We start from the raw sequence: 13,133 nt of genomic DNA, 5'->3' as shown, positions 1-13,133 counted from the left end.
ACACGTTGTGGTGGTCATACGCGAGGGCTGGAGTCCGTCCGGCCCTCCCGTATGTCCGGGCTGCGCTCAGGCGGCACGAGCGTTCTTGTTCTGAGCCACCCCTACGGGCGCCAGCCAGACGATCCGTGGTGAACACCCGTCTGCCCGACCGAAGTACCGCTTCACGTTCTCGGGCGCCGCGAGGCGCAACTGGCCTCCGCCGTCCATCCGTGTCACCTCGGCGACTCCGTTCTCTTGTGCCATCCCCCAGGCGACAACCGCGGCATCGCGGCCGATGTCCCCTTCTCCGTCGCGGTACTCCACGACCACGGCGAAGAACCGGGGCGCGATGTCATGTACGAGGTCGTGCAACTCCTGTTCGTAATCGAACGACTCCTGGGCAGGGTCCTGCGGCGATAGCTCCCGCCCACCATCCGGCAGCGACGCCTGGGAGCGGAACTCCGGCGTCTGCGTGAACAGGCCAAGTTGACGGTCACGGAAGCCGGCCGACTGCACGGTGCGACTCAGAGGTCGCGCAGATAGGTCCGGTAGCGGTACTCCGGCAGCAAGACAGGCACAGATCCTGGCGATCATGGAGTTGCGACGCTCTGTGATCAACGGGGAGACCTGCGCCTGTACTGCCATCATGGCTGACCGAACCGCTCTGGGGCCAATTCGCGGCCCTGCTGCCCGAGCGGCGGGAGTACCACCCGGACCACCCGCTGGACTGCCACCGCCCACGCATCAGCGACCGGATCGTCTTCGACAAGCTGCTCCAGCTCCTGCGCTTCGGCTGCTCCTACCAGGCCATCGCCGGCACAACCTGTTCGGCCACCACGATCCGCAACCGCCGTAACGAGTGGATCCGGCTCGGCATATTCGCCGAGTTCAAGCAGATCGCGCTGGCCTCCTACGATCGCATCGTCGGCCTCTTCCTCGACCGGATCGCCGTCGACGGCTCCATCACCAAAGCCCCCGGCGGCGGAGAAGCCGCCGGCCGCTCCCCGGTCGACTGCGGCAAACAGGGCATGAAACGCTCCGGCATGACAGACGGTTACGGCATTCCACTGGGCCGCGTCCTGGCCGGAGCCAACCGCCACGACTCCCCGCTGCTCGCACCGACCCTGGACCGTCTGAACGACCTCGGCCCCCTGCCCGACCACATCACCGTCCACCTGGACGCCGGCTACGACTCGGACAAGACCCGCGCCCTGCTCGACGAACGCGGCCTGCACGGCCAGATCGCGCACAAGGGCGAGAAGGCACCGATCCAGGCAAGCCAGAGATGGCACGTGGAGCGCACCCATGCCTGGCAGAACGCCTTCTGCCGCCTCGCCCGCTGCTACGAGCGCCGCACCACCGTCATCGACGCCTTCTTCGACCTCGCCGACACAATCATCACCGTGCGTAGCCTGATCCGTCAGACATGGACCAGCCACCGCTGGGACGAACGCCCGAACCGCCCCCCATGACCACACGCCTATCTGCGCGACCTCTAAGCAACGTAGTTGGCCCCGACGGACAACTGCGATGCACAGACGCGGGCCGGTGCGCGGACGGAATAACGGAAGGCCGGCCGCGCGTCGTTCAGGGCAGTAGGGCCCAGGGGTCGTCGTTCGGTTCGGGCTCTTCGGGGCGGAGCATGCGGCGGAGGCAGCGTAGAAGTCCCGGTTCGCCGCATCCGGCAGCGGTCATCCAGGGCAGAACGTCCATGGCGCGGGCGCGCTCTGCGGTGGCCAGAGCGTCAACGGCGGTCCGCAGGGCGTCCGGGGCAGGTTGGTCGGTAAGGCAGAGCCAGCCGATCGCGCCGGCCAGGCGGACTTCGGGGACCTGTGTCCGGTCCTGCCACAGCTCACGGATCCACGCGGTGTCCGGCCGGTGAGAGTGGGCGCGTGTCGTCTCTGCGGTGGCGAGAACCAAGGCTGCCAGGGTCAGGGGATCCTGCTCCTTGGCGAACCGGGTGGCGAAGGCGCTTCGGACCGTACGGCCAGGGTCAGCCGCGGTAGCGAGAGCATAGGAGGCGCCGATACGCATGGCGGGGTCGGAGTCGTTGAAGAGAGGCAGGAGCACGGGGGTTCCGGCGGTGATCGCGGTTCGGGCGGCGGCCACCGACCAGCCCGCCGGGTAGCCGGTCACCTCGACGCCGTAGTCGTCGTAGTCGTCGAGGACGTCGTGCTGGGGACCGGAGCGGTGGAGGAGGAGTTCGTCGCGGGAGGCAGTACCGAAGTGACGGGCGCGGGCCGGGGCGGCGAGACCGCCGAGGGCGTCGGCGCGGTGTGGATGGTGAGGGTCGGTCGCGATCTGGATCAGGAACGGTACGGCGAGAGCGGCCGCGGCCCGGCTGTCGTCGGCGCACGTGCCGATCAGCACACCCATCGCGTCGCAGGCGGGTCCATCGCCGCTGAGCAGCAGGCGAACGGCCTCCCGGGCCTCGTCCCCATGAGGAAAGTTCCCCCACGGAAGGTCGTCGAGGATGGCTCCGTCGATGGTCTCGGGCCGGATAATCGCCGCCACAGCCCGGACGTCGAACAGACCTCCCGCGAACAAGGCCGGGTCCACCCCATCCACCAGAGCCCGGCACATCTCGAACGCCGGATCAGTCCGCCAGTCCCTCACATCCATACCGCCCCACCGTCGAAGCCACAGAGATTCGATCATGCGCGATCCGGACGACTCGAAGCCACCTGGGAGTCAGGGCGCAGCAAGCGCTCAGTCACACAACGCCGCCGGACCGTACGCGTGCAGACATGACGAGAAAATCGAGCATCTGATCTACTGCCGTTTATGGCATCACCTACCTTCCCCGAAGGATCTGCTCCGGGCGCAGTGGGAGTGGAACCGCACCTACGAAGCCCTCGCTGCATCGCGTCCTGGGACCACGGTGCTGCGCCGGCGTCTGCTGCAGTTGTCGGACGTCATCGCCCACCACCCCTCTCTCACGGGCGAGCCCGGCCGGTCGCCGGCCCTGCGCGCCGAACTGCGTCCGGCCGCGCGTACCGCCGCCGCACTCGCTGAGCGCGAAGCCCGCGCGTCGTGAACGCATCTGGCCTTCCCGGCCGCAGGACAGCCGCCGCATCCCGCGCCTCGCCCCGGTGGGCGTAGCCCATGAGCGGCATCGGCGGGCGGGGCGCTTCCAGCCCGGCAGCGAGCCGCCGTACGGATCAGGTTCGCGGGCGGGCAGGAGCTGACGGGCGGGCTCCTGAGCAGGTGGCAGACGGCGGGCGGCCGGTGGATGTACGAGTGCGCGGTCACCTTGTGGTGCACGGTGCAACTCCGGGACCAGGACGTGGCGGCTGAGCCGTACGACATCATCACCACCGCGCCCGCCACGCACGTGGCGCCCGTCCCCGGCCAGTTGTACGAGGGTGTGCCGGGCCGCAGGAACTGCGCGGCACTCGTCCGGGCCCGTACCAGCCGGCGGCCTCCTCCTCCGCCCTCACCACCACCAGCCACCGAACCTCTGACGGTCGAGCGGATCCGGGTCGGCGTCGAGCCCGGCGGTACGCCGCCGGTCCGTATCCACCGGCACGACTGCTGAGTACCCGCCAGCCGGAACGTCTCCCCCGTCACCAGCGGCCAGGCCCGGACGCTGCTGGACTACCGGGCAGTGAGGCCTGCGACGTCTGCCACCCCGAAACGCCGTGAGACATCGGCAAGACCGGGACCCAGGAGGGAAAGGCGCGTGGATCCGCCGGATCGGTGCCCGCGGCTACTGCTCGGTGACGTGACCGGGGTTGGGCAGCTCTGGCGGGAAGCGCCGCTCCATGAGAACAATCCGTTCGGCGAGGATGTCGCGGTCGCCCCGGCCTTGGTCAACCGCCCTTGGTGACAAGCGTGGGCGTCCAGTCCGGTGATCGGCCCGCGAAGCCCAGCAGCCGGTCCAGTGCCGGGGCGTCCGGGCCCACCGGCACCTCGGGGGCGAACGGCATGCCCGCGCTGCCCCGGTACTCCGGCTTGATCTGGTCGGCGAGCAGTGCGTGCGCCTGCTCCGACGCCGCGGAGTCGGGCTGCCAGACCTGACCGGTGGCGCGGGCGACGTCCCAGCCGTGCACCACGGTCTCGGCGACCAGCATGCTCAGCACGTAGTCACCGGGGAACGTGCCACCCAGCGCGGGCGCCCGCACAGAAACCGTTTCAACGCCGGCGGCCAGTGCCCCACACACGACCGCCGACAGTTCCCCGATCGCCTCAACCAGGACTCCGGTCTCGTCGGGACCGGAGTAGGCCCGCGGATCCGGCCGCTGGTCGCCGTCCGGGTCGGCCAGGATGATGGTGAAGTACCCGATTCCGCCGAGCAGGTGCCGGCGCAGCGAGACCACGTCGAGATCGGCGCACGGTGTCGGCGCCGTGTCCTGCTCAGGGGTCGACGCGCCGATCACACGTGCCAGTTGGTCCAGGACGGGGAGCACCGGATGAGAGGACATCAGTTCCCTTTCGCTCGTCGGGGTGAGCACGAGCTACGAAATGAGGAGGCGTTCTGCATCCGTAGCAGTGCGGCCAGTGCCGCAGTACCGGACCGGCGACTCTCACCGCGGAGAACAGTACGTTCATATCTCTGCCGTGTTCATCAACATCCCCTGACCGCCCCGAACAGAGTGAGGGCCATGAAGTACGCCTTACGCCGGATCGGGGCGACGTCTACTTCGCCTGTCACCTCGCCCGCGTACACCAACGGCTCCGTCTCACCCCTGACCGGCACGACTACGACCTCATGGCGTGATCAGGAACTCCCCTGAGAACGAATCGCACCAACCTGGACCGGTCCTCACGGAGACTTTGATGCCAATCGCTTCGTTGCCGTACATCGATGAGCACGCGACGGTCATTGCGGCGGGGATCGACGACGTCCGGCACAGTCTGGGCGAGACACTGGACCGATCCTTCTCGGGTCCTGGTATGGCCGGCTACGCGAGATGGGTGGGATCCGCCGACTGCACAGCCTCTGGGCCACGGCCCATGGCCGAAGGCTCGACGTTGCCCGGCTTTCGGGTGGTCGCTGTCGTCCCGGGACGGGAGCGGGTCCTTGAGGGGCGCCATCGTTTCTCGTCCTACGCCCTGATCTTTCGCCTCGAAGATGTCGGTCCGTGTCGATCACGGCTGCGCGCCGAAAGTCGAGCCGCGTTTCCCGGCCTGGCCGACGGCATCTACCAACGGCTGGTCATCGGGACCAGCGGGCACCTGGTTGGCATGCGGCGCCTCCTCTCAGCCATCCGCCGCCGATCCGAATAGCGCATACACGATCACGGCCCAGCCCCTATGAGCTCGTAACACGATCTTGCGACTCCCGGCGCCGCACCGTCGGCACAGGGCCGCCTCCTCCCCCGCGACACTTGGACCATGGACCGCTACGAGGGCACCGCGACGCTTGAGTGGTGGGCCAATCGATCAACGTGCCTGGGCAGGCTTCCTGTACGGGTCACGGTCCGGGTCACCGGAGACAACTGGACGTGCGAGGCGACTCCCGAGCCTCCCCCGGCCGCGGAGCACAGGGAGAACTTCAACCTCCTGAGACAGCTCGATCCGTACTTCACCCTACGCTTTGACGACGCGAGCGCGCTGCTGGTCCATGTCGTCGAAACACGAGTTGAAGGACGGCTCATCCTCACCGCAGCCGAGACAGACGCTACGGAGCCGACCGCAACCAGGCAGGTGCCGCACCAGTAGCCCAGGGTCTCTCGAGGTACTGCGCGGCGCGTGATCGCTCGGGATCCGATCAGGAGCGGGCCTTCTTGAGACGTCGGTAGCAGATGAGACTGCAGGCGAAGGACGAAGGCGTCGTGCAGTTGCGTACGGCGCTCCCAGCGGACGGCAAAGCGTTTGACGTGTGGAGCAGGGCGAAGGGTCTGCTCCACCACGTAGCGGAGCTTGCCGAGGGCCTTGATGTTCGGTGATCCCCTGCGGAGGATGACGGGCAGGAGCCGTCCACGACGCAGCTCGTCGCGGTGGGCGTTGGAGTCGTAGCCTAGGTCGCCGAGCAGGGCTTTCGGTCGCCGGTAGGGCTGGCCGAGGCGGCCCGCGGCACGGGGATGCCGACGACCAGGGCGAGAGCCTGGGTCACGTCTTTGACGTTGGCCGCGGTGGTGATGACCTTGAGCGGGGTGCCACGTCCGCGGCAGATCAGGTGGTGTTTGCTGCCCGTCTTCCGGCGGTCGGCCGACGACGGACCGGTGTCTGTCCCAGTCGGCCGCGTTCAGCTCCGGGAGCAGGACCCGGTGCAGCCGGGCGAAGACTCCTGACTTCTGCCGCCGGTCCAGGCGACGCCAGCAGGTCGGCCCGGAGCGGGCCGAGTACGAAGGCCGTCCCGGACGGCCTGCCCTGGCCAAGGCGGAGCTCCAGCAGTTCTTCGACTACGCCGACGACCAGGTGGCCGCTGCCAGGACCTCGGGCCGCAAGGGCTGGCTGCCACCCATGGTCCTAGCGCGGGGTGCCACGGCGCCGGGTGTGAGGGCGGGCGCCCTCCGCTTCACCGGGGCGGGGCCCGGCGGCCGGCTTGGCGGCCTTGTCCTGCTCCCGCCAGCGTCGGGCCATCGCTCAAGCTCATCGCTCGTCCGGGCGAGTTCCGCCGGGGTGAGGTCCAGCAGCCACTCGGAGCTGAAGGACACGCCGGTCCACGAGTTGCCCCAGGGGACTTCTGATCGAGAGCTGCTCGGGGCGGGTCCCCAAGTCCTTGGCGAGGCGGAGACCATCGTCCTGACGAGTCCGGGTAGGGGTGTGAGCTGCGGGGCGCGATCAGTTCGTGGATGCCGCCGAGGGGAACGACGACCACGATGAACAATGAGGCGGATCCCTCACCCGCCCCGTCGGCAGCCCGCCGTCGACGGGGCGGCGGACTCTGAAACCGGACTTGTGGAGGTCAGCCGGCCCCTGTTTCGGCTCTGGCTCGGGTTGTCGGCGAGACGGTAGGAGTCGGTGCCCGTCTCGATGATGGTGCCGTTGAAGGTGAGGCGATCGACGACAGCCGCGCAGAGGCAGGGTCGGTGAAGGACTTGGGCCGACAATCGGCCACAACCTCGCTGCCGCTGTTCTCGGACCCCCTTGGACTGCCGCCACGCCACGGCCGACCGCCCCCGCCGACAGTGCGTACGCGCGACTGTACGAGGCCCCGTTCGCCGGGCAAACCGCTGGTCTCCGCTGAACGGGACACGCGCCCCACGCGTGGGGATGCGGACTCGCCCGGCTATCCGTGACTGGCGGGCCAGTTCCAGCGGCGCGAGTCCGTCGCCGAGGCCCGTGTCGTCGAGCGCCCGCCGGGCCCCCTGCGTCGCTGGGGACGATTACCTTCTCCTGCGCAAGCGGGTCATCGAGCACCTCGGTCGTCTGCCGGAGCCAGCCGCCCGAGCAGGTCAGGATCGTCCCACTGGACCAGCCAGGCCAGAGCGTTTCTCCTCGACGAGTTCATCGGCTGACCGAAGAGGCAGAACCTAGGAGCCCCCGTTGTCCTCGACGTTGGCGACCATCCTGCGCAGCACCCTGAGCGTGGCCACGTACTCCTCGTCGCTGATGCCCTCGTGGACCACGGCACGCAGCTCGGTCACCAGCTCGCGCAACCGCACCCTGGCAGCCTCCCCAGATTCGGTGAGCTGCAGGCGCTGCCCGGCGTCGATCCGGAGCCAGCCGCGGTGGACCAACTGGTCGATCACACGAGCGATCTCGTGCGGCCCGTCCGCGAGGGGCGTTAGCTGAATGACGGCCTCCTCGCGACTCGGCGCCGCGGGCCCGGCGTTCACCCGGTTCAGCACCCAGTACTGCGGCTGCGTGACGTCGATCCTGGCCATGGCGTCACGCAGATGCCCGGTCACGGCCGCGTGGGCGAGGCCACTCCAGTATCCGATGGGCTGAGTGGCCAGCATGTCGTCGGTGGCGGCCGGATCAGCCGGCGCCTGGTCGGTGGTGGTGTCAGTCAGCGGTCTCACCATTGCGACGCTACATCCCCCATCACACCGCCAGCGCAACAGGCCCCAACGCTCACACATCCCATTCGAGGGACGAACAGTCGTACGCGGGCAGGGAGATCAACTGCCCGCGTGCAAAGAACTGAGATGTCCGCTCACTCGGACGGTCCACCGTTCGTTGACAACGGTTCTCCAGACACTCAGATGTGTCCCACCTACTGGTGCCGTCGTTTCAGCAGCCTGTGCGTAAGGGTGGCCACGGGAGTCCGGGCGCGTTCTTCGTCGTACAGATGACGATGTGCGACCCGTTCCAGGTGAAGGCGATCGGTACCTTGTCCGGGGTTCCGACCTTGGCGACGTAGGCCAAGTGGGTCACGTCACGGGCCAGCAGCTCCTGGCTGATCGGACGGTTCACAACCTCGATTCGGCCGCATGGTTCGGTTTCTCCTTCTCAGCTCAGTTGCTCGGCCAGTCCGACGATGATGCCTTCCGGGCCGCGGAGGTAGCAGAGCAGATAACTGTCCTCGAACCGGGCGATCTCGCCGACGAGTTCGGCGCCGTGAGGCCGCAGGCGGGCAACAGTGTCCTCGATGTCGTCGACGGCGAACATGACGCGGTGCGTGCCCAGAATGTTGTGCGGCCGGTTGCGCGGACCGGCGCTGATCACCGCGGGGCTGCGGTACTTCGCCAGCTCGAGTCGGCTGTGACCGTCCGGGGTCCGGACCATCGCGATGTCACAGCGGACGCCGTCGAGGCCGGTGCACTGGTCGGCGACGAGGCCCTCGACCTCCGCCCTGCCCTCCAGCTCCATACCGAGTTCCACGAAGAACGCGATGGCGGCGTCCATGTCCTCGACGACGATGCCGACGTTGTCCATCCGCTGAATCGCCATGCTGATTTCTCCTTCTTCCTCGTACGGCCGGTGGTGGCCGCCGATGTCCCTGGGACGGAGCCGGTGACACGTTCTCGACATCCTCGGACCGCCGAACTCCGAAAAATCTGGATCGCGCCTCAGCACCGCTCCAGCAGACCTGAGAGCCAGGCGCCACCACCGAGGGTAAGTGTGGCGCAGGTGGCCGCTCACATGAAGACGATCAGTCGCAGCGTGCCGTCCCCGTCAGAGTGCCGAGTCACCCTTGGCGGGTGGAGTTCCCCTTGCCGCTCGCCCTCGCCGCACCCCTCCGGGCCCCGTAGCGCGGCGCCGACACTAGCCGGGGGCCGCGCCGGGCCCCCGGCGGGCCCGAGCGTCCGTGGACGGGGATACAGATCAGCTCTGGATGGGGCTCCGGGAACAAGCTCCGGTACGTCACCGTCCAGCCGGGCCCCGTCGCCGAGGTACGCGCTGACACGGCGGTAGACCGCAGTCGGCACCCGGTGCGCTACCTGCGTATTCGGGATGGCCTCATCCCTGGCGGCATCACTGCGGCGGGGTGACCGATGCGCCGGCGCCTGATGTCTCACGAAGACATCAGGAAGTCTAGAGAACGACGAGTACCGGTCACTCATCGGCCGGTGTGCCGACAGTCGCGTGGTCGTAGGCTCCCGCGCCGGTGGCAACCTGACACCCGCGTTCCCCGACATCGCGTGCCATCGCGCTGGACGGCGTCGTGTGACCTGTACGGGTGTCTCAGACCCAGGGTGTCTCAGCCCGGATCCACCGGCTTGATGCCGGTGGATGGTCCTTCCAGAAACGAAGAAGTGCCGTGCGACCTGCGATGACGGGGTTTCTCCAGGACCACATCAGGCACGACGATCGGCAAGGCACTGCCGAGATGCAGTCTTCCCCTGCTCCGGCGGCGGTCTCACCCGCGTTCGATGATCCAAACCTGATCGCGTACGGCGGGCTGGAGCCGGTGGTGCGGCCGGCCGAGCGGTGCGGTCTGCCCGCACTGGTCGGGGAGCACGTCCGGCTGCCCGCCTCGAAGGACGGCACCGGCGCCTTCCCTGCGGCGACACTGATGTCGCTGGTGGGCGGCGTGGCCGCGGGCGCCGACAGTATCGACGACATGGACGGGCTGCGGCACGGTGCAATGGGCCCCTGTGTTCCGGAGTGCGGGCCCCCGTCCACGCTGGGGTTGTTCCCGCGACTCCTTCACCCACGGGCATGTGAAGCAACTGCACGCCGCAGCCGCCGGTTCCTGCCCGAACTGGCCCGTCACACCCCGCTGCTGCCCGGCGCGGACCAGGCCGCATACGTGGACATCTACGACACCATCCGCCGCAACCACGGCTACGCCAAACAGGGCGTCGGCTACGGATACAGCAAGGTCAAGGGCCTGAATGCACTGCTCGGCGTCGTCTCCACACCCCTGTCCGCCCTCGTGATCGCCGCCACCAGGCTGCGCAAGGGGCCCTCGAACCCTCCGCGCCCCGGGCGGCAGCGTTCGTCGCTGAGACCATTCGCACCGCACGCGTCTGCGGCGCCGGCGGCCTGCTGGTGCTGCGGGCGGACTCCGCGTTCCACGGCGCCGACGTCATCAACGCCTGCCGGGCCCTGGGTGCCCGCTTCTCCATCACCATGCGGATGAACCCCTCCGTCAAGGGCCACCATCGCCCGCATCGACGAGGACACCTGGACACCGATCAAATGTCCCCAAGCGGTCTGGGACGAGGAGGGCCAGTGCTGGATCTCCGACGCCGAGACAGCCGGGATCGTCTACAGCGCTTTCATTTCCACGCCGAAGAAACAGCAGGTCATCGACCGGCTGATCGTGCGCCTCGTCAAGCGCCGGAGCGCCGGTGCCGTCCCCGCCGGGCGCCGCACGCTCTTCGACACCTGGCGCTACCATGCCGCGTTCACCGACTCTCCGATCGCCTTGAGGGATGGCGAGCGTGATCACCGCCGGCACGCTGTCGTCGAGCAGGTGATCGCTGATGTCAAGAACAGCGGCTTCGCCCACGCGCCGTCCGGTCATTTCCAGGCCAAATGCCGCGTGGCTCGCCCAGGCGGCCCTGGCACACAACCTGGCCCGCGCCGCCGGCGCCCCGGCCTCCGCGTTCCGTGCCAGGGCGACCACCGCCACCATCCGTGACCGCCTGATCAAGGTGCCTGCCCGCCTGGCCCGCTCCGCCCGCCGCCTCCCCCCGCACCTGCCCGAAAGGGCCCGAGACCTGTGGACAAAGCGGAAGAGCTGGGCAGACCAGCGGCCACTCCATGCCCGAATCCGCAATTCAGCCCCGGCACGGCCGGCACGACTCCGAAACGATCGACCGGGGATCAAGCCGGTGGGTCCGGGGTGAGTCAGCGGGGTGAGTCAGCGCACCAGGCAAGGGGGCTCTCGCAGTACCTGGATCATCAGGGTCTCCCAGACATCCAAAACGCCTGTCAACCTGGTTGAGTCGGAAGCGCCGAAAACGCTCCGTGGGCACGCACTGCAGCTTTACCCCCATTAGTTCATGCCCCGAATGCGCGACCGTGTAAGGCGCATTCTTCCACGACAGAACGGACGGATACCAATGGCGGACAACCAATTCACCACTCACTCAGAACTTTTCGACCTGAGGGGAAAGTACGCCCTTGTCACTGGCGGCACCAGAGGCATTGGGATGATGATCGCGCGCGGCCTTCTCCAGGCGGGCGCCCGCGTCGTCATCAGCTCACGCAACGCAGACACGTGCGCGGAGGCACAGCGTCTACTGTCCGAATTCGGCGACGTGCGAGCAATCCCCGCCGACCTGTCCAGGCACGACGAGTGTCAGCGCCTCGCTGATCTTGTCCAGGGCGACTCGGAACGCCTGGACATCCTTGTCAACAACGCGGGAGCGATGTGGCGCGAGCCGCTGGCGACCTTCCCGGACAATGCCTGGGACGAAGTGCTCGACCTCAACCTCAAGTCGCCGTTCTGGCTGGTGCAGGCACTGCTCCCGGCACTTCGTAAGGCGGGCACCGCCGATGATCCCGCACGGATCATCAACATCGGCAGCATCGCCGCCATCCACGTCGCCCCGTCGCCCAACTACTCGTACGCCAGCAGCAAAGCGGCACTCCATCAACTCACCAGGGTACTTGCCAGGGAGTTGGGCCCACAGCACGTCACGGTGAACGCGGTAGCACCGGGAGTGTTCCCGTCGCAGATGACGGCGTCCACGCTCGATGCCATCGGCGACACGGTCGCGGCGTCGGCCCCCCTGCGCCGGCTCGGCCGCGACGACGACATGGCGGGTGCTGCCGTGTTTCTCGCCAGCCGGGCCGGGTCCTACCTCACGGGCACCATCATCCCGGTGGACGGCGGTACCGCAACGACCGCATCGGGTATCCATTAGGCTGCGGGACGGGCTTACGGTGAGGAGATAACCGCGATGGATCTACGCACCGAGATCCGGGAATTTCTCAGCTCACGGCGCGCCCGCATCGCACCCGAGCAGGCCGGCCTGCCCGCTTACGGCAGCAACCGTCGGGTCAAAGGTCTGCGCCGCGAGGAGGTCGCGCTACTGGCGGGGGTATCGGTCGACTACTACGTACGCATGGAACGCGGCAGCCTCGCCGGCGCCTCCGATGGCGTGCTCGACGCGTTGGCCTCTGCCTTGCAACTCGACGAGGCCGAGCGCGACCACCTGTTCCACCTCGCCCGCCAATCAAGGACGCCCAGCGGCCCACGCCGGCGTAGACCTGCCGTGACGGTGCGCTCGACACTGCAGCAGGTGCTCGACGCGATCTCCGATGCGCCGGCCTGGATCGCTAGCGGCCGTTATGACGTGCTCGCCATGAATCAACTCGCTCGCGCACTGTACTCACCGGTGCTGGCCGACCCACGACGGCCCGCGAACACAGCGCGGTTCGTCTATCTGAACCCCGAGGCGGCCAGAGACTTCTTTGTCGACTACGACCAAGTCGCCGGTGCCGCGGCCGCGAAGCTACGCATGGAAGCCGGCCGCAATCCGCACGACGAGGAGCTGATCGCCCTGGTCGGCGAACTGTCAACGTGCAGTGAGCTGTTTCGGCAGCGGTGGGCATCTCAGGACGTGCGGTTGCACCGGTCCGGCCGCAAGCGTGTGCACCATCCGATCGTGGGCCAGCTCGACTTGGACGTCGAGTCCCTGGAACTGCCCGCCGAACCCGGCCTGCACCTCAACATCTACACCGCAGCCGCGGGCACACCGACCGCTGACAATCTAGCGCTCCTGGCGTCGTGGGCGGCCACCCAACAGACGCTGGCGACCGAGCTCGAAGCACACAACGGATAGTCCAGCCCCTTCAGCCGTACTAGTCAGCGGACCATGACGTGGGGCAACAATCTGCCGGAAAGTAAACACGGGGGTGAG

13 protein-coding genes and 2 pseudogenes are annotated in these 13,133 nt (G+C 68.0%); 7 read left to right on the top strand and 8 right to left on the bottom strand.

Annotation, left to right across the window (positions count from 1 at the left end):
- Nucleotides 1-66: 66 nt before the first annotated feature.
- Complete coding sequence (locus ACIO3P_RS28260; RefSeq protein WP_401853329.1) at nt 67-495, bottom strand: hypothetical protein; 429 nt, start codon at nt 493-495, stop codon at nt 67-69.
- A 122-nt stretch (nt 496-617) separates the two neighbouring features.
- Between ACIO3P_RS28260 and ACIO3P_RS28255 the strand changes: the two genes are divergently transcribed.
- A complete protein-coding gene (locus ACIO3P_RS28255; RefSeq protein ID WP_401853999.1) occupies nt 618-1,451 on the top strand; it encodes an IS5 family transposase in 834 nt (277 codons plus the stop codon).
- Nucleotides 1,452-1,566: 115 nt separating this feature from the next.
- On the opposite strand, the gene ACIO3P_RS28250 is transcribed toward ACIO3P_RS28255, so the two are convergent.
- Nucleotides 1,567-2,493, bottom strand: a complete 927-nt coding sequence (locus ACIO3P_RS28250; protein ID WP_401853330.1) for a hypothetical protein — start codon at nt 2,491-2,493, stop codon at nt 1,567-1,569.
- A 142-nt stretch (nt 2,494-2,635) separates the two neighbouring features.
- On the opposite strand from ACIO3P_RS28250, the gene ACIO3P_RS28245 reads away from it, so the two are divergent.
- Entirely contained in the window at nt 2,636-3,016 is a 381-nt protein-coding gene (locus ACIO3P_RS28245; protein WP_401853332.1) for a hypothetical protein, read from the top strand.
- A 249-nt stretch (nt 3,017-3,265) separates the two neighbouring features.
- Nucleotides 3,266-3,517, top strand: coding sequence for a hypothetical protein (locus tag ACIO3P_RS28240; protein WP_401853334.1), 252 nt, complete (start codon nt 3,266-3,268; stop codon nt 3,515-3,517).
- Between the two features lie 274 nt (nt 3,518-3,791).
- Here the strand turns inward: ACIO3P_RS28240 and ACIO3P_RS28235 are convergent, their stop codons facing one another.
- Complete coding sequence (locus ACIO3P_RS28235; protein WP_401853336.1) at nt 3,792-4,403, bottom strand: TIGR03086 family metal-binding protein; 612 nt, start codon at nt 4,401-4,403, stop codon at nt 3,792-3,794.
- A gap of 913 nt (nt 4,404-5,316) precedes the next feature.
- Here ACIO3P_RS28235 and ACIO3P_RS28230 point away from each other — a divergent pair.
- Nucleotides 5,317-5,643, top strand: coding sequence for a hypothetical protein (locus ACIO3P_RS28230; protein ID WP_401853338.1), 327 nt, complete (start codon nt 5,317-5,319; stop codon nt 5,641-5,643).
- A 298-nt stretch (nt 5,644-5,941) separates the two neighbouring features.
- Here ACIO3P_RS28230 and ACIO3P_RS28225 read toward each other — a convergent pair.
- The 4 genes and pseudogenes from ACIO3P_RS28225 to ACIO3P_RS28210 all read right to left on the bottom strand — a co-directional run.
- Nucleotides 5,942-6,127: pseudogene (locus ACIO3P_RS28225) on the bottom strand (IS5/IS1182 family transposase); the annotation flags it as partial.
- A gap of 705 nt (nt 6,128-6,832) precedes the next feature.
- Nucleotides 6,833-6,967 (bottom strand): annotated as a pseudogene (locus tag ACIO3P_RS28220) (AAA family ATPase); the annotation flags it as partial.
- A gap of 433 nt (nt 6,968-7,400) precedes the next feature.
- Nucleotides 7,401-7,895 carry a MarR family winged helix-turn-helix transcriptional regulator gene (locus tag ACIO3P_RS28215; protein WP_329821857.1) on the bottom strand — a complete coding sequence of 165 codons (495 nt, stop codon included), beginning with the start codon at nt 7,893-7,895 and terminating at the stop codon, nt 7,401-7,403.
- A gap of 427 nt (nt 7,896-8,322) precedes the next feature.
- Nucleotides 8,323-8,763: a VOC family protein gene (locus ACIO3P_RS28210; RefSeq protein WP_329821861.1), complete on the bottom strand. Its 441-nt coding sequence runs from the start codon at nt 8,761-8,763 to the stop codon at nt 8,323-8,325.
- 880 nt (nt 8,764-9,643) lie between these two features.
- On the opposite strand from ACIO3P_RS28210, the gene ACIO3P_RS28205 reads away from it, so the two are divergent.
- Nucleotides 9,644-10,399, top strand: a complete 756-nt coding sequence (locus ACIO3P_RS28205) for a hypothetical protein (protein ID WP_401853342.1) — start codon at nt 9,644-9,646, stop codon at nt 10,397-10,399.
- Nucleotides 10,400-10,408: 9 nt separating this feature from the next.
- Here ACIO3P_RS28205 and ACIO3P_RS28200 read toward each other — a convergent pair whose 3' ends face one another.
- The gene (locus ACIO3P_RS28200; RefSeq protein ID WP_401853344.1) at nt 10,409-10,897 is read right to left on the bottom strand and encodes a hypothetical protein; all 489 of its coding nucleotides are present in this window, start codon (nt 10,895-10,897) and stop codon (nt 10,409-10,411) included.
- A gap of 430 nt (nt 10,898-11,327) precedes the next feature.
- On the opposite strand from ACIO3P_RS28200, the gene ACIO3P_RS28195 reads away from it, so the two are divergent.
- Together ACIO3P_RS28195 and ACIO3P_RS28190 are read left to right on the top strand one after the other, a co-directional pair.
- Nucleotides 11,328-12,134, top strand: a complete 807-nt coding sequence (locus tag ACIO3P_RS28195; RefSeq protein WP_329821866.1) for an SDR family oxidoreductase — start codon at nt 11,328-11,330, stop codon at nt 12,132-12,134.
- 36 nt (nt 12,135-12,170) lie between these two features.
- A complete protein-coding gene (locus ACIO3P_RS28190; RefSeq protein WP_401853347.1) occupies nt 12,171-13,055 on the top strand; it encodes a helix-turn-helix transcriptional regulator in 885 nt (294 codons plus the stop codon).
- Nucleotides 13,056-13,133 lie beyond the last annotated feature (78 nt).

Source organism: Streptomyces sp. NPDC087310 (genome assembly GCF_044744405.1).
Lineage (GTDB): Bacteria > Actinomycetota > Actinomycetes > Streptomycetales > Streptomycetaceae > Streptomyces.
This window is presented reverse-complemented; position numbering and strand designations above follow the sequence as displayed.

Coding starts and splice junctions, on each gene's coding strand:
- ACIO3P_RS28245 (WP_401853332.1), top strand. CDS start 2,636: ATGCGCGATCCGGACGACTCGAAGCCACCTGGGAGTCAGGGCGCAGCA.
- ACIO3P_RS28235 (WP_401853336.1), bottom strand. CDS start 4,403: ATGTCCTCTCATCCGGTGCTCCCCGTCCTGGACCAACTGGCACGTGTG.
- ACIO3P_RS28230 (WP_401853338.1), top strand. CDS start 5,317: ATGGACCGCTACGAGGGCACCGCGACGCTTGAGTGGTGGGCCAATCGA.
- ACIO3P_RS28215 (WP_329821857.1), bottom strand. CDS start 7,895: ATGGTGAGACCGCTGACTGACACCACCACCGACCAGGCGCCGGCTGAT.
- ACIO3P_RS28210 (WP_329821861.1), bottom strand. CDS start 8,763: ATGGCGATTCAGCGGATGGACAACGTCGGCATCGTCGTCGAGGACATG.
- ACIO3P_RS28205 (WP_401853342.1), top strand. CDS start 9,644: ATGCAGTCTTCCCCTGCTCCGGCGGCGGTCTCACCCGCGTTCGATGAT.
- ACIO3P_RS28200 (WP_401853344.1), bottom strand. CDS start 10,897: ATGGTGGCGGTGGTCGCCCTGGCACGGAACGCGGAGGCCGGGGCGCCG.
- ACIO3P_RS28195 (WP_329821866.1), top strand. CDS start 11,328: ATGGCGGACAACCAATTCACCACTCACTCAGAACTTTTCGACCTGAGG.
- ACIO3P_RS28190 (WP_401853347.1), top strand. CDS start 12,171: ATGGATCTACGCACCGAGATCCGGGAATTTCTCAGCTCACGGCGCGCC.